The following is a 20,577-nucleotide window of genomic DNA, read 5'->3' as shown; positions in this document are numbered from 1 at the left end:
TGCAAGCCCTCGTTTATAGTTGACAAAAAAGCAAGTATCCCGGCTTTCGCCCGAAGTGTCCATTCGTGAGGTGAAGAAGCGAATATTAGACTAAACTATCTGAAAATCAACATCTTTAAAAAGTAAGATTTCTGTCTTCAAAAGCTTTGTTTTAACACAGAGTTAAAGCTTGTTCTTTGGATGTGAATAAGAAGTTCTTTAAATGCAAAAGACTTGTTATTTGCGCACAAGAACCTGAACGAACCTGCAAAAAGCGTTAACAATGTTAATTGAAAAAAGGTACAAAGATGAAGATACCGGTTCAGACGGCGTAAACTCACTTCCGAAACTTAAGTTATCTTATTCAGCCTGTGTCTGTTTTTTCTTATAAAAGCAAACAAAAAGGACAATTATCAACTTGGAGATAAAGAATTTACCACCAAATTTAATTTAAATAGGCTATAAATAGTAATATGGAAAAAGTGAAAATCGGAGAAAACTCCAGAAAAGTATGACGAATACTTATACATGCAAGAAAAGTCTCTGTGAAAGAACTTTGCAGCTTGACCTGCCTGAATATAGACGATGTAATGCTTGCTGTCGGATGGTTGGCAAAAGAGAACAGTTCTTTTTATCGAAAAGAAAGCAGATTCTTTTTATGTCAGCGACGGTTCTGAGTATTACTTCTGCTTCGGATAGGACATGCAGATGAAAGAATGAGGGTGTGTCGAAACTCGTATTCACCACAGATTGCTCTGTGGTGAGTCATGACACACTCTCGCCGTTCTTTATTCTCCTTTTGCCTTCATCAGTTTCCCGGCTTTGAGGTCAATGTAGTAAAGCATTCCCCGGGCTATCTCCATGCGCCCGATCTCCTTACCCGGAAACTCGGCCAGCACTCCGAGCAGGTCTCCTGTCTCCGGATCATAACGCTGTATTTTCCCACTCTTCTGTACCGACATCAGTAATTCGCCTCCGTAGGCAAGCAGTCCGAGCGGTTGAATATCATCGTACTTAAACACGGCATCGGAAGTGATATGTGTCTCTTCACCGAACACGATCTCCATTTTCGACGGAGTGAACACTTGCACACTCTTGTTGTACCAGTCGGTCAGATACATACGCCCGTCATACTCTGCCATACCATGGATACGGGCCTGATAGTCATATCCGACTCCTTCGGGCACTTTCACCTTTCCGATCCAGGGAACCCGGAACGCAGGTTCGGTAACGGCTTCATAAATCCAATAGCCGCGAATGGTATTTTTATCACGCACCATCAGTCTCTCGCCACACTCACGAAGTCCGTAGCAATGGGTCATGCTATAAATATCGTCTCCCCACTTTCCGTCTGAACGCCCGATGGCATTGACAAACTGAAGGGTGCGACGGTCAAAAATATTAATACGGGAGTTGTACATACCCACAAAGATATAACGGTCAGAAACAGCCATGTCGCCTATCTCGGCATTAAAGGTCTCTTTGACACCTTTCCGTACCCATGAATCGATACGTCCGATCAGTTCGCCTGTCGTCAGGTTCAGCAACAGCACGGAACGGTCAGCGGCATTGGTATTGGCAACAAACAAAGTGTCCCCCTTGACCCGTACGGACCGGGGAGTGAAATTGGCCGGAAGCACTCCGGGAACAACCACTTCGCCGGCATCTGTAAAGGTGGTGTAAACCGGCTCTTGGGGAGAAGTACTGCCCTTATCCGAAGGTTCTTCGTCCTTGGAACAGGATATACACAGGGCAGATATCAATAATAACAGATATAAAAATTTCAAATTCATGCTTGATTGTTTTCTCACCACAGACGACACAGAAAGTTTTCTTCTCTTAAACCGTCATCCGGATATAGAGGAGTGTACAAACCTGCATAATCTGCAGCGAATCGTAATTATTCATTTTTTTAGTCCAGCTCGGATATTTCAACAAACATAACTTTCCCCTGTATCAGCCGGGGAGCATTGGCATTGCGTCCTGCAAGATAGAATGTATCATTATGGAACAAGAGGCGTCCGGGAGTTCCCAGCCCCACTCCTCCGGCAAAGGATGAATAAGAGCCGAGCTCTTTCCCGGTACGGAGGTCTACTCTCACGATGCAGTTATTTGCGCAGACAACATACATTTCGTTCTGAAAGAATCCCATACTGAGCGGTTTGTTCGGCATGCGGTAAGAGCGCAAAAAGCGTACCGGCTCTCCCTTGACCGCCACGGTGGCGGGATCGATCACCAGGATGCGTGAGGTTTCGTAGTCGGACACATAGATCAAGCCTTCATGCCGCGCGACGGACTCAAGATTAAAACCGTTATTAGAAGACGTACTGTCCGTATTCTGAGCAAAGACAGGAACCTTAAAACGATTTTCAGGCGTACAATCTGAAATCTGCACCACTTTAATCTTCTGTTTGTCACGGATGAACAATTTATCACCGGCCACTTCGGCCGCTTCGCATTGCAACAGAGAACTCGACTGCCATCCGGTACGCCCGATGGTGGTCACATACGAATAATCGTTCCGTCGGAACAGGTCGATCCGGGATGAACGGTTCACCACAAAGATGTAATCGCTGCTGACCGCCACATCCATCACCTGATTGTCGAACTTCTCGTTTTTCCCGTTGTAGGTCCAGCCGGTCAGCGAATAAAGCAACTCCCCGGTCGAAGCGCGTACCACCCACACACCGTCAGAACCTTCGGCACGGTTGGCAATGAAAAGAGTATCTCCCGAACGCCGCATTCCCACCGGATTGTAATTTTGGGTCCCCACTCCGACAAAGGCGGCATCCAGCTCTTTATCGAAAGTCAATGTAAGGATGGAGTCGGTCGTGAAACTGAATCCGGGGGCACTATTTTTATCGCATGCGGCAAAGGTGAGCAGCAGGACTGCCAGTACCGTCAGTATGTTATGTCTCTTCATCATAGCTCTATGTCGGGATTGTCGGCATCGTTGATGCCGGGATTATAATCATTGTAACTCTTAAAGGGATTGATGATATAAGGCAGCATGCGGTGCTTCATCATGTAGCGATACACTTTCGGTACTATTTCATCGGGCACCGACCCGTAACACAGGCTGCTGGAATGACCATAGCCCAGACAGTGGCCTAGCTCGTGAATCCAGACATGAAGCACCCAGTTGCAATCGATTGCCACCCGGTTCTGGTAGAAGAATCCGGCCAGATATTCTTCACGCAATCCCAAAGCATTTCCTCCACCGAGCCCGGCGATACCGGAACCGGTAACCACTCCGAACACAAGACTTTGTTTATTGAGAATCGAATTCAGTAGCCCTTCACGGTCGATCTCTTTTCCTGCATCATTGTGAATGCTACCTTTGTAGTTCATCAATGAATCACGAAAAATTTCGGAACTGAACATGACAGCCATATTCACCGCCGATGTGGCATAGTAGCGGGCTGCATTTGCTGTCATGACTCCCCAGTTTCCACTGCCGTACTTTCCCATCTGGATACGGGTTTTCATCTTGATGGTCTTCAGCATATCGAATACGGAGTCGTTGCACGAAAGCAGCAATTCATACTGGTCGGGCGACAGCAGTGCCAGATTATTCACACGGACAGGCTTTCCACTCTTCGAAGCGTAGACGGCCTCTCCCATTTTCAATGGAGAATCAAGTTTGATGTTATAAAAACCGGGGACTTCCTCAAATTGCATCAATTGGATGGTGTCACGCAAATGGGGCATCGTCAGCCAAAGGGAGACTTCCTTGAAATCGTGCGCCATGCCGTTGAACAGCCGGAGCTTTCCATCCGCCATCGAAACATTAAAGGGGTTATTCACATAGAAGGCACGATCGGCGGAAACAATCTCGTCCACGCTTTCGCCATCTTCAAACATCTGTTCTCCCTGATCGAGAAACTCTTGTGCCGTCATCTTCGTCAAAGCAGGCGGAGTGCCAAAAGCATCGAGAATATCGGCTGTATCATCATCCTGACAGGCACACAGCGAGAATGCCAGAAGCGAGATACACAGAATTTGCTTTCTGTTCATAGTGTAGGGTTTATTCATTTTGAGGGCGCAAAGATAATATAAAAAATATTTTTCCCACAAAAAGATTCTTCCGGATAATCGGAGCGAAACATCGCTAATCGCATACCCGATTACCACACAGGCTTTTGGGCAGAAACGGTTTATAATAAAAAAACGGCCGATCTGCCAAATCCATAAATGATTCTTTGTAAATTTGCACATAGTTATTAGATAAACATTATGAAGAAACTCTTTTTATGGGCACTGTCAGCTTTGTTAACCCTTCCGGCAGCGGCTCAAGACTTCGTCCCCGAAGCCTCGTTTTACGGCGAAAACTACTGGACACCCGACACACTGGGTAACCATCGCGCCATTGTTTCCGTGAACACTCCCGCCTCCGTAGCGGAAGCTTATATCCCCTGGCGCAGACGTGACGCCAATCCCGAACAAAAAGGGATTATTGTGATCAATGTATCTACCGGCAAAGCGGTAGACAATGTACTTCCGGTGGAAATCAACCGTGAATACGGACGCATCCGATTTGACGCAAGCGGAAATGCCGGAGATTATTATGTGTACTACCTCCCCTACCACACCTCGGGAGGGCCCTATCCGAAAGTAAACTATCCTCAGCAACCGGATAAGGCGGATCCGCAATGGAAAGCAACCTGTAAAGCCACTCCGGCCGGAAAGGCGGTACAAGCCAAGCTGGTACGTTTCGAATCGCTGGGCAGTTTCAACAGCTTCTATCCGATGGAAATCATCGCCACAGCACAGGAGAAGCAGGCATTGATCGATGCTAACAGCAACAAGCCTTTCCTGCTGTTGCCCGAAGACCGTAAATATCCCATTCGCATGTTCGATGATCTGTCATACCGCCAGGTGACGCAAGGAGCCACAGGCGAGTTTTTCGGTGAAGCGGATCTGAACGAATACTATGTGCTGCAACTGGGACTGTGGGCATTCAAGAATCCGGTGAACGGAGTCAAAGTAACCTTTACCGACCTGAAAGGAAAGAACGGAAGTATACCTGCATCAGCTCTTACGTGTTTCAACACGGAAGGAACCGACTGGCTGGGACGCCCGATACATCCGGAGGTAAACGTCGGCAAAGGCCGTGTACAACCTTTATGGATCGGCATCCAGATGCCGGAACATGCCGGCAGAGGGATCTACCGGGGCACGGTCACCGTGAGCGACCTGAGCGGTGCTTCACAGGAAGTGAACATAGCCATTAACCTGTCGGACAACGTACTGGTAGACAAAGGAGACGGAGACTTGTGGCGTTTGTCACGTTTGCGCTGGCTGAATTCACAGTATGCAGTCAATAACCGGCCGGTGAAGCCATTCATTCCGATAAAGGTGGCAGACCGTACAATCAGCGTGCTGGGACGCAGCGTCACTGCCGGCGAACTGGGACTGCCGGCTTCCATCCAGAGTTACTTCACCGAAGAGATGACTTCCATAGGCAAAGAACCCAAAGACATTCTGTCACAACCGATGGAATTTGTCATTCGCCAGAATGGAAAGCCACTGCCCGTCACCATCACTTCACCGCTAAAGTTCGGCAAGAAGGAAGACGGAACGGTAAGCTGGACCGCTACCGGAAAAGCAGGGGCACTGGACATAACAGTACTTGCAAGTATGGAATTCGATGGTTTCATGAATTATCAGATCAAAGTAAAGGCTGCCGAAAATACATCGGTAGACGATATAGCCCTGTTAACTTCCATGCCGGCAACAACGGCCAAATATCGTTTGGGAATGGGTTATGAAGGCTCACTGCGCCCGAAAAGCGACCAATGGAAATGGAATGTGGAGCGGAATCAGGAAGGTTTCTGGTTTGGCGATGTAAACGCCGGCATGCAATGCCTGTTCCGTGCAGAGAACTATCGCCGTCCACTAAACACAAACTTCTACAAAATGCAACCGTTGAACATGCCTCCATCCTGGTTTAACGACGGTAAAGGCGGCATCAGCTATAAAGAGAAAGGAAACCAGGTAGACATCAAGACATACAGTGGCAGCCGTACCCTCCAAAAGGGCGAAGAGCTGAACTTCGACTTCTTGGTACTGGTAACTCCCTTCAAGCCCATCGACACGATGAAGCAATGGACCGACCACTACTACCACGGATACCAGCCTGCCGAGAAACTGAAAGAGGGCGACGCACACGCCTACCAGGCTGTAGACGTTGTGGGAGAAACAGGAGCAAACGTTATCAACCTGCATCACGGCAATGCGGTGAATCCGCATATCAACTATCCTTTCTTCCGCCCTGCCTTCATGAAGCAGTACGTAGACGAATCGCATGCCAAAGGATATAAAGTGAAAATATACTATACGGTACGCGAACTGACGAACCATGCACCGGAGCTGTTTGCCCTGAAGAGCCTTGGACACGAAATCTTCTCACCGGGCAAGGGAGGAGGCTATGCCTGGCTACAGGAACATCTGGACGGCGACTACATCGGAGCCTGGTTTGTAGATGCTTACAAGGATGCGGCAATCGTGAACACCGGCATTTCGCGCTGGCACAACTTCTATGTGGAAGGACTGAACTGGCTGACAAAAAATGTCGGCATCGACGGAGTCTATATCGATGACTTGGCTTTCGATCGTAACACGATGAAACGCATCCGCCGGGTACTGGAAAGTAACCGTCCCGATCCGCGCATCGATGTCCATTCAGCCAATCAGTTCAATCCGGCCGACGGTTACATCAACAGCATATTCCTTTACATGGAACACATGCCTTACCTGGACCGCCTTTGGTTTGGAGAATACTTTAAATACGAAAAGTCACCGGAATACTGGCTGACAGACGTATCGGGTATCCCCTTCGGCATGATGAGCGAAATGTTGCAGGATGGCGGCAATCCTTACCGGGGCATGCTGTACGGGATGACCGCACGCGAACCGATGGAATCCGTCCCCTCACAACTCTGGAAGGTGTGGGATGCATTCGGCATAAAAGACAGCCGCATGATGGGCTATTGGGTATCCTACAATCCAGTGAAGACAGGACGCAATGACATTCTGGCAACCTCGTTTGTGAAAGATGGCAAAGTAATGATTGCCATTGCCAGTTGGGCAAAAAAAGACAGTGATATAAAACTGCAGATAGATTGGGAGAAACTGGGCATTGACGCTGATAAAGCCAGGCTGACGGCTCCTGACATCAAAGGTTTCCAGGAAGGATTCGGCCTGTCGCCAAAAGATAAAATAAAAGTTCCCAAAGACAAAGGATTCATCTTTATTCTGGAATAAAAGTAGATACATGGATGGGGGCGTGCCGAAAATGCTGACCAGGCGGGAAAGTACATCCCGGCACACCTCCATTTTTAAACTGACTCAGTCTAATTTTCGAAGCTAATATATAAAAAAACAGACATATTAGAAGAATCCACAAGATTGACAAAATTCACTTGCAGCCAATGCTACGACCTCAGGTTCAATTGTAAAAAACAAAATTTTCCGGTATCGGATTTTCTTTCTTTTCCTCGTCATCCTCACGCTGAGAAGCAGTTAACAGTAATACTCCATAGTCCGTGTCATTATCAGTCTATTGTTGTTGATATTATATAAAAAATGTTTTTGATTCTGAGCATAAGTCCACACTGCAAGTCCTGCTCTTTATCATACTTAGATAGATGCCTTAGTAATTCTCAATAATAACATTCCCGAATATATCTTTTTTAATAATTTGCTTTTTCCCATGATTATCTTCGATTATTTTATTACCGAATATATCTGTCTTAATGGTCTTTTTATAACCTTTATTATTTTCAATGACAGTATTTCCAAAGATATCTTTTTTGATGCTTTTCCTATTACCACGATTGTCCTCAATGACAGTATCTCCAAAGATGTCTTTCTTAATGGTTTTCCTATTACCGCAATTGTTCTCAATGACAGTATCTCCAAAAATGTCTTTCTTGATAGTTTTCCTATTACCGCGATTGTCCTCAATGACAGTATCTCCAAAAATGTCTTTCCTGATAGTTTTCCTATTACCGCGATTGTCCTCAATGACAGTATCTCCAAAGATATCTTTCTTAATGGTTTTCCTATTACCGTGATTGTCCTCAATGACAGTATCTCCAAAGATGTCTTTCTTGATGGTTTTCTTTCCTTGATTAGTTACCGAATGTCCATGATTATTTCCGATAGAATTTGCACCATAACTTCCTGTTATCCGAGGGATCAGAATAAACTGAACTGTAAATAGAATAAATAAAATCTTTTTCATGATGTTTTTTTTAGGTTTGCAACAAAAGTAAAGCAGGAAAATCATACCTGATCTGTGAATTCTATAATTACTTATAGGGAAAAACCTAAATTTATATGGATTTAAACGGTAAGAACTTATAAAGTACCCCAATTCGCACATCAAAAATCAAGCATCTATACCACTAAAATCAGTACATATCGGGACATCCACTCCAGAGTGAATACTAAAATAATCTGCAAGTAACGTTTGGCAATAAGAAAACAATCAGCACATGCAAATAGCATAAGCATAAATAGAGTTTTTTTTCTTGGAAAAGCTGAAATAAGAACTGGTACCTATATAGATAAAGTGGATGGTAAAAAAAATATTATTTTTTCGGCTCTGCATAAACGATATAACGTGCAGAGTCTTCTTCATCAAGTAACAAGACCGCATTGGTATTATCCGTCACCCATTATAACACACGGATAAGCATTCGGATATTCTTTTTGCTCAGAAAACAAATCGTTATACAGTCGAAATATCTTTTGTTTATCCTTCTTATCTTCATAAGTAGGTTGTGAATAGAGTAAGCAGAGGTAATTGTAAAGTGAATTGTAGCTATGACTCATGCATAATAAAATAATCCCTCAAAATTTAGGGACGATCCCGAATTCAGATATGATCCTTTACTCCCTTTTCTTTAAGAGGTTCCTGGCGTTTTTTTAAAATTTCCCTAATATCATTGATTATCAAGGAAATTAGCAAATACAGTTCTTACATTCGACTAAATTAGTCTTGATTTAAATTATATATCTATTTCTTTAATGCGTTCCAACTGCCTATTTAGAAAGTAGTCAGAATACCTAGTGTAATCCCCCGTTTCATAAAATCGAATCAACCCTTTCCTGTAATTCAAAATATCAGCATCTTTTGCTGAATATACAGGAATAATATCAGCATTCATCATGACAACACTTTCTATCATGCGAGAAGTTCTTTTATTCCCATCTATAAAAGGTTGCAGCCGTGCAATATTACAATGTAAGAAAACTGCCTTTTCCAATGGATTAGTATAAACGTCTTGCTCATATAATATCTCTCCCAATTTACTTTTTATTTCTTGCAAATCTTTTGGAGGAGCATAATCAGTACCGCTGATCCTAACTGCACGTGTCCTTAAAAAGCCTGATTCCTCATTAGAAACCAAACCTGTGGAAATAGATTGATGAAGTCTGAAAAGAGTACGTTCATCTATAATCTCCTTATTTTTCTCTTGATGAATATATTCCAGTTCGGAAATGAATGTATTATATAGATTTTTCAGCATTTTAGCATCTTCATATTTTTTTTCGGAAGTGATGCCGTCCTTAAGTAATGCTTCTGTTTCAACATAGGTATAGGTATTACCCTCTATTCTCCCCGAATAATAGCACCATACAACAGCCAAGTCTTTTATCTCGCTTGAGTAAAGTTCCGACAATTTAGCCAAAGGGCTTTCAAGAATGAATGTTGCTTTTTGGCATTGTTCCTTATTGAAGATATGTTTCATATATCCTATCTATTGCTTAAAAGAGAGATTTTATTTCTCGATTTCATTATTATGCAAAACTACTAAAAAGTACTTAGATACAGCACACTTCCATTATAAAAGTTCTATTCTTAACACCCACCTCTAAGTTTTTGGCACACGCCACATCCTTGTCTATATAATCAGTAAAAATCTTTCCCAATCTTAACGCATAATAACACACGGCCTTTATATCCGGGAATTGCTTGAACAGGATTCCAGCCCTCCGTTTTTGGCTGTCCGTCCACTTGCCCGGTGCCTTGAACAGCAGATACCGGCTTCTAGCCAACAATTGCCTAAGAGTATCCCCGTTGCTAAAGACCTCCGGCTCATAGCTTTCTCTCTTTGCCCTGGCCTCTTTTCCAATCGTGACTATAGGTCTGACCTGTTTCAGGATCTTCCCAACGACGACGTTTGATACGAAGGTATACTGTCTTGCCGCGAATGGGGAAGTCTTGTACTTCTATTTCCGGAAAGAAGCCTTTGGAATGAAGATGTAAATGGGAGTATTTTTCAGGAATCGAAGACTTTTCCTCAAGGAAGAGGATGAAGCAAGTTACTCAGGAGACATGATTGACTAAATCAAAGTAAGCGAGTATGCCTGAAGGGAGGAACATAGTCAAGATTTTTACGGTGAGCCCCTTCTAATCCTAAAAAGAAAAAACTCTTGTAACATATACTGAAATTCAGTTAGTTACAAGAGTTTTTTAAGAGGTTCCTGGCGGATTCGAACCGCCGTACACGGTTTTGCAGACCGCTGACTAAGCCACTCATCCAAGGAACCTTGTTTCTCGTTTGCGGTTGCAAAGGTAGTACAAATTTTGAAACTACCAAACTATCTGCAACAATTTTTCTTTGTATTCTTTTTCTTGGACGAGCACTCCTTCTGCTTCTTTTCCATCATATCCTTTAATTCACAGCCACTTGCACAACTCGCACAAGGGTTATCATTTTCCTTCACACGACGAAAAAAAAGATAAATACCATAAAGAATACGGGCTACGCACAATACAATCAGTAGCCCGACTACCCATTCCTGCCAATTCATAAAAACATTCCTCCTATCTGATAGACGGCAAATGAAACAAGCCATGCCAACGCCGTGGTATATCCTGCCGTGAAGATAGCCCACTTCCAACTACCGGATTCCTGCTTGATGGCTACCAACGTGGCAATGCACGGGAAGTAGATTAACACAAACAGCATATAGCTAAATGCCGCAAGCGGTGTAATCGGAATTCGTTCGGCCAAACTGACTACATCGGCATCGGCATCATTTGTATAGAGTACGCCAAGTGTACTTACCACCAATTCTTTGGCACCGACACCGGAGAGCAAACCGATACTCAGCTTCCAGTCGAAGCCCAACGGTTTGAGCACAGGCTCCACTGCCTGACCGATTTGACCAATATAAGAATTTTCCTGCTGTTCTGCCTGGGTAGGATAAGCATCGTGATCGGGATAATACCCCAAGAACCAGATAATGATAGAAGCAATCATGATGATTCCTCCCATCTTTTTGAGGTATTGCGCACCTTTCTCCCATGTATGGCGGAAGATGGATTTCATGGTCGGCATACGATAAGGAGGGAGCTCCATCACAAACGGAGTATCATCCCCTTTGACCAGAAAACGACTGAACAGACGCGCCATGATAACTGCCAATGCAATGCCGATAGCATAAATAGCCAATAGGACCAAGCTACCATTCTTTGGGAAAAAAGCACCGACCAATAACAAATAGATAGGCAAACGGGCACTACATGACATCAATGGATTAACAAGCATGGTAATCAAACGGCTCTTTCGGTTTTCAATAGTACGCGAAGCCATAATAGCAGGTACATTACAACCGAAACCCATAATCAAAGGAATGAACGACTTGCCATGCAACCCCATCTTGTGCATGATCTTATCCATAATAAAAGCTGCACGAGCCATATAGCCCGAATCCTCCATCAAAGAAATACAAAAATATAATATCAGGATATTAGGCAAAAAGACGATAACTCCTCCTACTCCACCAATAATACCATCAATCATCAGATCCTTCAGCGGACCTTCAGACATATTATCCCTGATCAGATTCCCCAGTGCCTCAACGAGCCATTCGATACCCATCATCGGATATTCACCGATCACAAAGGTACCTTCGAACATCAGATACATAAAAAGAAAGAAGATGGGATATCCCCAAATGCGATGGGTTACAATAGAGTCGAGCACCTTGGTTGTCTGTTCCTGCTCCAGGTGGTTATCGGTAAAAGTCTCTTTCAGAGCACCACTGATAAAACCATATTTGGCATCAGTCAAAGCCGACTCACTATCTTCATTCATCGTCTCCTGAATGCGACGGGCTGCTTTATCCCGCTTCTTTTCTACTTCCACAGCATTGGGCAGAGTATGAATAAAACGTTCTATTTCCGGATCATTCTCCAATAACTTGATAGCAAGATAACGAGTAGAATACTTGTGACGGATAAACTCGTTCTTCGAAATCTCCTCTTTCACTGCATCAATGGCTTTCTCCAAATCGGGTCCATGATTGATATGAATATGGCGGAACACTTTACCCACCGGTTCTTTGCCATGGGTATAATCAGCCGGATGTTCACCATGGTCTTTAAAATTGGGTAAGGACTGGTGCCAATCCATAATTTCCTTTGCCACCTCCGGATGTATATGCCCTTTTTTATCAATAAAGTCGGCACCTTCATAAAGGTTGATGACTACATGAAAAAGACGGTCCACACCGATATTCCTTTTACAGACAGTAGGCACCATCGGAACTCCGAACAACTTTCCTAACAGGAGATAGTCAAGCGTATTACCACTGGCTTCCAGTTCATCATACATGTTAAGAGCCACTACCATACGTACATTCATATCAATAAGCTGGGTAGTGAGATAGAGGTTACGCTCCAGATTTGAAGAATCAACCACATTGATAATCACATCAGGTGTCTCGTCGATAATATGACGGCGCACATAAATTTCTTCGGGAGTATAGGCAGACAAAGAATAAGTACCCGGCAAATCAACTATTTTGAAGTGATAACCCTGGAAATCAAAATACCCTTCTTTAGCATCTACCGTCACACCACTATAATTACCCACATGTTCGTGAGCACCTGAAGCCAGATTGAAGAGAGACGTTTTACCGCAATTCGGGTTACCGACCAACGCCACATTAATCGTGCGTCGCTTTCCAAGAGCAACCCGTTTCAAGTCTTCCTCCTTCACATCGATATCTTCAGTAAGCCCCTGATGATAAGCAGCCTCCTGTGTTTGTGACTTTGCCTCCTGCTCGCTGATAATCTCAATCATATCAGCCTCCTGTCGTCGCAGAGAGATTTCATAACCCATTATTTTGTATTTGATCGGGTCTTTCAATGGAGCATTAAGCAATACTTCTACGGTTTTACCTTTGATAAAGCCCATCTCCACAATTCGTTTACGGAAGCCACCGTGTCCCAAAACTTTTACAATGACTCCTTTCTCACCTGTTTTTAATTCGGACAATCGCATAGTGTGTGTACCTCAAAATTTTCCGCAAAGATAATTCATAACTTTGGGGCATGCAAATTATTTAGATTGTTTTTAAATAAGGAAGATTTCTTATCATTATTAGCAAAACTATTATCTTTGCAATATGATACAAAATAGAGTAGCACAATACATCGAAAAAGAGAAGCTGTTTTGTCTGAATGACAAGGTATTGGTGACATTAAGCGGAGGGGCCGACTCTGTGGCATTGCTACGTCTCCTGCTATCAATGGGGTATACCTGCGAAGCTGCTCACTGCAATTTCCATTTGCGGGATAAAGAATCGGACAGAGACGAAGCTTTTGTGCGCCGATTATGCCATGAATCAGGGGTTCTTTTACACATAGAACATTTCGATACAACCCAATACGCCGCAAAGAAACATATTTCTATTGAGATGGCTGCCCGGGAATTACGTTATGAATGGTTCGAAACGCTTAGGAGACAACGTGAAGCCAGTGTTATCGCAACAGCGCATCATAAAGATGACAGTGTAGAAACCGTATTGTTGAACCTGATTCGCGGTACGGGTATCAACGGATTACTCGGAATTCGTCCACGAAACGGTAACATTGTTCGCCCTTTACTTTGCCTGAGTCGCGAAGAAATAATAGCCTATCTGCAATATATCGACCAAGATTACGTAACGGACAGCACCAATCTTTTGGATGAATATACCCGGAATAAGATTCGTTTAAACTTATTGCCCCTGATGAAAGAGATCAATCCATCGGTGAAAGAGAGTATCATCCGCACTACCAACTATCTGAATGACGCAGCAACTTTATACAATCAAAGTATAGGGGAGGCGCGTAAACGTATATTGACCCCCGAAGGCATCCGGATAGAAGCCTTGCTGCAAGAACCGGTACCCGAAGCCATTTTATTCGAAGTATTACACCCGCTAGGATTCAACACGACCCAAATAGATAATATAAGGCAAACGCTCGACGGACAACCAGGAAAAACCTTCCTTGGTAAAGGATGGAGAGTCATAAAAGACCGTGACCTGTTATTAATCGAAGAAGATACAACTGCAGAAAAGTCCCAGCCACCTTTCCGGTTAGTTATGGAAGAGTACGATTATACTTCTGAATTTATAATTCCAAAAGATAAAAACACGGCTTGTTTCGATGCTGACAAAATAAATAAAACATGGGAGATACGCAAGTGGAAACCAGGAGATGTTTTTATACCTTTCGGAATGACCGGTAAAAAACATGTCAGTGACTACCTGACGGATAAAAAATTCTCTTTGAGTGAAAAAGAAAAGCAATGGGTATTATGCTTTGGAGAACAAATAGCCTGGCTGATAGGAGAACGTACGGATAACCGATTTAAGGTAAACGAGAACACAAAGCGGGTAATAATAGTCCGAATCGTTTCCGAACATTCAGATTTTATTGAGGAATAACCTAAAGATACGAAGCATAAATTTGAGGGTGCAAATAGTAAACTCTTTATAGGATAAATTGTATCTTTGTGAATATAAACCTTGAAAATATATGATTGATCTGGCCTGTAAACTTCCGATAGAGATACAGATGTAATAATATCTGCGATTTGACTGACAGATGGAAGCTGGTTAAAGCCTAAAGTGAAATTCAGTACAGAGTAAAGAAATATAAATCATTGGTTGACAAAATAATAATAAACTAAACGCTTATTTGCTATGAAAGGAAAAAAGAATCTTTTAATTCTATTCTCCTGTGTTCTTACAGTAATTATCGCAGGACTGTTCGCTTGCACACGCAGCGCAAAAGAAATTATTCCGTCATCGGAATATGCTCCTTATGTCAATGCTTATACAGGTGGAGTCATTTCTCAATCTTCTCCCATACGAATCGAACTGACTCAAGATCAACCAATGGTAGACCTTAACAATGAACTGAAAGACTGTCCGTTCAGTTTTACTCCATCGTTAAAAGGCAAAGCTTATTGGGTGAGTAATAACACCATCGAATTTCTTCCGGAAGAAGGAGAACTAAAGCCGGGCAAGTTATATCAAGGCTCGTTCCAACTAGGCGATTTTGTCGAAGTGGATAGCAAATTGAAAGTTTTCGATTTCTCTTTCCGGGTACAAGAAAGTAATTTCACACTGCATACCGCTCCATTGGAAATAGCCTCTTCTTCACCCGATAAGGTAACCGTAAAGGGAGAAATCCGTTTTAGTGATAAAATGACTAAAGAACAAGTTGAAAAAATACTTTCCACTAACGGTACCTCTACAATCACCATAGGATCCACATCTAATCCATTAGAATATAGTTTCATTATCAGTAATATCCAAAGAAAAGAACAGGATTACGATCTTAAAATTACAGCAGACGGGGAACCTGTCGGAATGGACAGGAAACAAAGTGAGTCCATTACGATTCCTGCCAAAGACAGCTTCCGTTTCCTTTCCGCCGAACGTATCAGTCAGCCTGAGAACGGGATACAAATCGTCTTCTCTGATCCGGTTTCTGATACTCAGGATTTAAAAGGTCTAATCGAAATACCCGAGATTCCATCCTATATTTTCCAGATTACGGATAATAAGGTAAATGTTTATTTTGAAGCCGGTCATCTCAGTAAACTGACCCTGAAAATACATGAAGGAGTGAAAAACAATCAAGGCAAAGCATTGGGCGGTTCCCATTCTATCTCTTTCAGCGAACTGAACCTGAAACCTCAAGTCGAAATATCTTCTGCAGGTGCCATCATTCCCGATTCAAAAAATCTTGTAATTCCTTTCCGGGCTGTCAGTCTGTATGCTGTAGACCTACGGGTTATCCGCATTTTTGAGAACAATGTGCTAATGTTTATGCAAAATAACTCACTGTCCTCGGCCAACGAACTAAGACGATCGGGAAGACTGGTTTATAAAAAGACACTGTTTTTGGGTAAAGATCCTTCAAAAGATCTCCATAAATGGGAAAACTATTCCATCGACCTGGCAGGCCTGATTCATCAGGAACCGGGTGCTATTTATCGTGTTATCCTATCCTTCAAGCAGGAATATTCGGCTTATCCTTGCGGCAGTGGTGAGAATCCGAAAATGCAATTTTCCGAAGAAACCGAATCTCTGACCAAGGTCAAATCTGATATCCTTTCGGAAGAAGATGAAGCCGTCTGGGACAAACCGGAAACATATTATTACTTCAGCGGGAATGAAAATGCCGACTGGAGCCAATATCGATGGGATGAACGGGATAATCCCTGCCATCCGTCCTATTATATGACGTCCGACCGGATAGCAGCTTGTAACGTACTGGCTTCCAACATAGGTATGATCGTAAAACGTAATTCGATGAACAAACTTTGGATAGCCGTAAGCAATATTCTGGACACCAAACCGGTAGAAAAAGCTAAAGTCATTGTCTACAACTTCCAGTTACAGCCTATCGGAGAAGCATTGACAGATGCGGAAGGTTTTGCAATAATAGAAACGAAAGGAACACCTTTTATTGTAGTGGCAGAATCGGAAAAACAGAAAGCTTATGTAAAAGTAGCCGATGGAGAAGAGCAGTCTACCAGTCGTTTTGATGTAGGCGGCAAAGACATCCAAAAAGGCTTGAAAGGATTTGTATACGGTGAAAGAGGTGTATGGCGACCAGGAGACACCTTGCATATCTCGTTTGTTCTGGAGGACCGTAACAAACGTATTCCGGATAAACATCCCGTAACTTTGGAGCTTTACAATCCAAGAGGACAATTTTACAGTAAACAAATTTCAACCAATGGGCTGAATGGTTTCTATGCATTCAAGGTCCCGACACAACCGGAAGATCCCACCGGATTATGGAACGCTTATGTAAAAGTAGGAGGTACCGCTTTCCACAAATCACTCCGTGTGGAGACCATAAAGCCGAACCGTCTGAAAATAAACCTGAAACTGCCCGGAGAGATTCTGAAAGCTGCGGATAAAGAAGTACAAGCACATCTTTCATCAGCTTGGCTGACCGGAGCAACGGCATCGCGTCTGAAAGCAAAAGTCGAAATGTCTCTGTCGAAAGTCAATACACAATTCAAGAACTACGAGACATACATCTTTAATAATCCGGCAACAGAATTCACATCAATAAGAACCGATATTTTCAACGGTACCCTGGATGAAAATGGTAATACCGGGTTCATGCTGAAACTTCCGACCTCTGAGAATGCTCCGGGAATGCTTCGTGCCAATATCACGACTCAGGTATTCGAACCGGGCGGAGATGCCAGTATCCAGACTCTGTCAGTTCCCTACTCTCCTTTCCCGTCATACGTGGGTATCAATCTGAACCAGCCACAAGGCAGATATATCGAAACAGACAAAGAGCATATTTTTGATATCGTAACGGTCAACTCCGACGGAAAGCCGATAAATCGTTCCGGTCTGGAATACAAAATATACCGCATCAGTTGGAGTTGGTGGTGGGAAAACGACAACGAATCATTTGAAACATACATCAACAGCAGTTCCATCACCCCCGTAGCTACGGGAAGACTCAACACAACAGGCGGCAAAGGACAATTCAGTTTCAAAGTGAATTATCCGGATTGGGGACGCTATTTGGTTTACGTCAAAGACCGTGAAAGCGGACATGCTACAGGAGGTACCATCTACGTGGACTGGCCTGACTGGCGAGGGCGTTCTAATAAGAGTGACCCGAGTGGCATCAAAATGTTATCTTTTTCCATTGACAAAGACTCTTACGAACCGGGAGAAACCGTAACAGCCATATTACCGGCATCTGCCGGTGGAAGGGCCCTGGTTACACTCGAAAACGGTTCGTCTGTAATTCAACGGGAATGGATCGAGGTATCAGGGAAAGAAGACACTAAATATCAATTTAAGGTAACCCCTGAAATGGCTCCGAATGTTTATCTCCATATCAGCTTGCTACAGCCCCATGCACAGACGGTGAACGATCTTCCTATCCGGATGTACGGCATTATGCCGGTATTCGTGACCGACAAGCAAACCGTTCTTGAACCGCAAATCAAGATGCCGGAAGTACTTCGTCCCGAACAGGCATTCAACCTTACCATAAACGAGAAGCATGGCAGGCCGATGACATATACACTTGCCATTGTAGATGACGGTCTATTAGACTTGACCAATTTCAAGACACCGGATCCCTGGAATAATTTTTATGCCCGCGAAGCATTGGGAATCCGTACGTGGGATATGTACGACGATGTATTAGGAGCCACGGCAGGAAGCTATGGATCAATGTTCAGCACAGGTGGTGACGAGACACTGAAGCCATCGGACCCAAAAGCGAACCGCTTCAAACCTGTTGTGAAATTTATCGGTCCTTTCAGTATCGGTAAGGGGAAAAGCCGTACGCACCAAATCACTTTACCCATGTATGTAGGTTCTGTCCGTGCTATGGTAGTAGCAGGTCAGGACGGAGCATACGGAAATGCCGAAAAGACAGTTCCGGTACGTACCCCTTTGATGATTCTTTCAACATTGCCACGAGTTTTGAGCACCAATGAAGAGATTGAAGTACCAGTCAACGTATTTGCATTGGAAAACAATGTAAAGAACGTCAACGTATCCATACAAGCTTCCGGTGCAGGAACACAAGTGACAGGTAACAAGCAACAAACGCTTACCTTCACTCAAACGGGTGACCGCCTGATCTTTTTCAAGTTAAAGACAGGTACGAAAACCGGAAAAGCCACCATTCATCTTACTGCCAACGGAAACGGACAAAACACCAAAGAGACCATTGAGATAGAGGTTCGTAATCCGAATCCGGTGGTCACCCTGCGTGAAAGCCAATGGGTGGAAACCGGAAAGAGCGAAGAACTCAATTATCAGTTAAGCAGTGGCTCGGAAGGAAACAGTATACAGCTCGAAGTCTCACGTATTCCGTCTGTCGACATCAGCCGCCGTTTTGACTTTCTCTACAATTATCAGCACAACTGTACGGAACAATTAACCTCTAAAGCTCTCCCTTTGCTATTTATCAGCCAGTTCAAAACAGTAGACAACGAAGAATCGGAAAAGATAAAAGTCAATGTACAGGAAGCTATCCGTCAGTTATACGGACGCCAGCTACCGAACGGAGGTTTCGTTTATTGGCCCGGAAATGCCTCGGCAGACGAGTGGATCACCTCCTATGCCGGTATGTTCCTGGTACTGGCACAAGAAAAGGGTTATGCAGTAAACAGTAATGTACTGAACAAATGGAAACGTTTCCAACGGGCAGCAGCCCAAAACTGGCAACCCGTTGCCCAAGAACAGAGCTGGTGGTATTGGCAGGCAGATTTCCAGCAGGCCTTCCGCCTCTATACATTGGCCATGGCCGGAGCACCAGAACATGGAGCAATGAACCGCATGAAAGAACTGCCTACACTTTCGCAACAAGCCAAATGGCGTTTGGCAGCCGCTTATGCACTCAACGGTAAAGAAAAAGCAGCCGGCGAACTGGTATTCAGTGCAAAAACGACTGTAGAACCCTATTCATCGAATAATTATGTATATGGTTCATCCGACCGGGACGAAGCAATGATACTTGAAACGCTATTGCTAATGAATCGTCAGCGCGAAGCCATGGAACAAGCTAAAATCGTTTCACATAATCTGACAAGAGAGACGTGGTTCAGTACACAGTCCACCGCTTTCTCACTGATGGCAATGGGACGTCTGGCAGAAAAGTTGTCCGGCACATTGGATTTCAGTTGGACACTGAACGGAAAACAGCAACCGGCAGTAAAATCAGCAAAAGCAGTATACGAGACACTTATTTCCACTTCATCACGTGAAGGAAAGGTAATTCTGAAAAACAATGGAAAAGGAGCTTTGAATGCAGACCTGATCACACGGACCCAATTACTGAACGACACACTGCCTCCGATAGCCAATAACCTGCGGATAAGTGTAAAGTACGTTGATAATAACGGTTCACCGATAGATACGCATTCTCTGCATCAAGGAACAAATTTTATGGCAGTGGTAACTGTTGCCAATACCAGCGGTACAACCGATTATACAAATCTGGCATTAACACACATCATCCCTGCCGGATGGGAGATTTTCAATGAACGAATGACAGGACAGATTAGCACTTCTGCTCCTTATAGCTATCAGGATATCCGCGATGACCGGATACTGACTTACTTTAATTTGCAACAGGGACAAGCCAAAACATTTACCGTCCGGTTGCAGGCAACGTATTCCGGTGACTTTGTCATGCCGGCCATCCAGTGTGAAGCGATGTATGATGCCAATGTACAGGCAAGGACACAGGCAGGCAGAACTAAAGTTGTCAGACAAAGCATCGAATAAGAAAAC

Annotated in this window: 12 protein-coding genes, 1 tRNA gene and 1 pseudogene; 5 read left to right on the top strand and 9 right to left on the bottom strand. The window is 43.8% G+C overall.

Annotated elements, in window-relative coordinates; all coding sequences use genetic code 11:
* Nucleotides 1-182 precede the first annotated feature (182 nt).
* A pseudogene (locus BF9343_RS24160) lies at nt 183-370 on the top strand (hypothetical protein).
* 154 nt (nt 371-524) lie between these two features.
* Nucleotides 525-656, top strand: coding sequence for a winged helix-turn-helix domain-containing protein (locus tag BF9343_RS23890; protein WP_229729471.1), 132 nt, complete (start codon nt 525-527; stop codon nt 654-656).
* 111 nt (nt 657-767) lie between these two features.
* On the opposite strand, the gene BF9343_RS06305 is transcribed toward BF9343_RS23890, so the two are convergent.
* The 3 genes from BF9343_RS06305 to BF9343_RS06295 form a co-directional block, all read right to left on the bottom strand.
* Complete coding sequence (locus BF9343_RS06305; RefSeq protein ID WP_005800815.1) at nt 768-1,772, bottom strand: NHL repeat-containing protein; 1,005 nt, start codon at nt 1,770-1,772, stop codon at nt 768-770.
* A gap of 119 nt (nt 1,773-1,891) precedes the next feature.
* Nucleotides 1,892-2,905: an NHL repeat-containing protein gene (locus BF9343_RS06300; protein WP_005786157.1), complete on the bottom strand. Its 1,014-nt coding sequence runs from the start codon at nt 2,903-2,905 to the stop codon at nt 1,892-1,894.
* Nucleotides 2,902-4,197 carry a hypothetical protein gene (locus tag BF9343_RS06295; RefSeq protein WP_005795374.1) on the bottom strand — a complete coding sequence of 432 codons (1,296 nt, stop codon included), beginning with the start codon at nt 4,195-4,197 and terminating at the stop codon, nt 2,902-2,904. The genes BF9343_RS06300 and BF9343_RS06295 overlap by 4 nt, the downstream gene beginning before the upstream one ends.
* An 18-nt stretch (nt 4,198-4,215) precedes the next feature.
* Between BF9343_RS06295 and BF9343_RS06290 the strand changes: the two genes are divergently transcribed.
* Entirely contained in the window at nt 4,216-7,245 is a 3,030-nt protein-coding gene (locus BF9343_RS06290) for a glycoside hydrolase domain-containing protein (protein WP_010992452.1), read from the top strand.
* A gap of 388 nt (nt 7,246-7,633) precedes the next feature.
* Here BF9343_RS06290 and BF9343_RS06285 read toward each other — a convergent pair whose 3' ends face one another.
* The 6 genes from BF9343_RS06285 to feoB form a co-directional block, all read right to left on the bottom strand.
* Nucleotides 7,634-8,368, bottom strand: a complete 735-nt coding sequence (locus BF9343_RS06285; protein WP_077687854.1) for a hypothetical protein — start codon at nt 8,366-8,368, stop codon at nt 7,634-7,636.
* A 628-nt stretch (nt 8,369-8,996) separates the two neighbouring features.
* A complete protein-coding gene (locus tag BF9343_RS06280; protein WP_010992449.1) occupies nt 8,997-9,740 on the bottom strand; it encodes a Fic family protein in 744 nt (247 codons plus the stop codon).
* Between the two features lie 347 nt (nt 9,741-10,087).
* Nucleotides 10,088-10,279, bottom strand: a complete 192-nt coding sequence (locus BF9343_RS24285; protein ID WP_423231168.1) for an ISAon1 family transposase N-terminal region protein — start codon at nt 10,277-10,279, stop codon at nt 10,088-10,090.
* 191 nt (nt 10,280-10,470) lie between these two features.
* Nucleotides 10,471-10,542, bottom strand: a tRNA-Cys gene (locus BF9343_RS06275).
* Between the two features lie 51 nt (nt 10,543-10,593).
* A complete protein-coding gene (locus BF9343_RS06270; RefSeq protein ID WP_005786141.1) occupies nt 10,594-10,806 on the bottom strand; it encodes a hypothetical protein in 213 nt (70 codons plus the stop codon).
* The gene (feoB, locus tag BF9343_RS06265; protein ID WP_005795491.1) at nt 10,803-13,286 is read right to left on the bottom strand and encodes a ferrous iron transport protein B; all 2,484 of its coding nucleotides are present in this window, start codon (nt 13,284-13,286) and stop codon (nt 10,803-10,805) included. Before feoB ends, BF9343_RS06270 begins: the two co-directional genes overlap by 4 nt.
* Nucleotides 13,287-13,410: 124 nt before the next feature.
* Here feoB and tilS point away from each other — a divergent pair, with 124 nt between their 5' ends.
* Nucleotides 13,411-14,718: a tRNA lysidine(34) synthetase TilS gene (gene tilS / locus BF9343_RS06260; RefSeq protein WP_010992447.1), complete on the top strand. Its 1,308-nt coding sequence runs from the start codon at nt 13,411-13,413 to the stop codon at nt 14,716-14,718.
* Between the two features lie 258 nt (nt 14,719-14,976).
* Complete coding sequence (locus BF9343_RS06255; RefSeq protein WP_010992446.1) at nt 14,977-20,571, top strand: alpha-2-macroglobulin family protein; 5,595 nt, start codon at nt 14,977-14,979, stop codon at nt 20,569-20,571.
* The last annotated feature ends 6 nt before the right edge of the window (nt 20,572-20,577 follow it).

Origin of the sequence: Bacteroides fragilis NCTC 9343, assembly GCF_000025985.1 — a bacterium.
Classification (GTDB): domain Bacteria; phylum Bacteroidota; class Bacteroidia; order Bacteroidales; family Bacteroidaceae; genus Bacteroides; species Bacteroides fragilis.
Note: the sequence above shows the minus strand (reverse complement) of the source record. Positions and strands in the feature narration are given on the sequence as shown.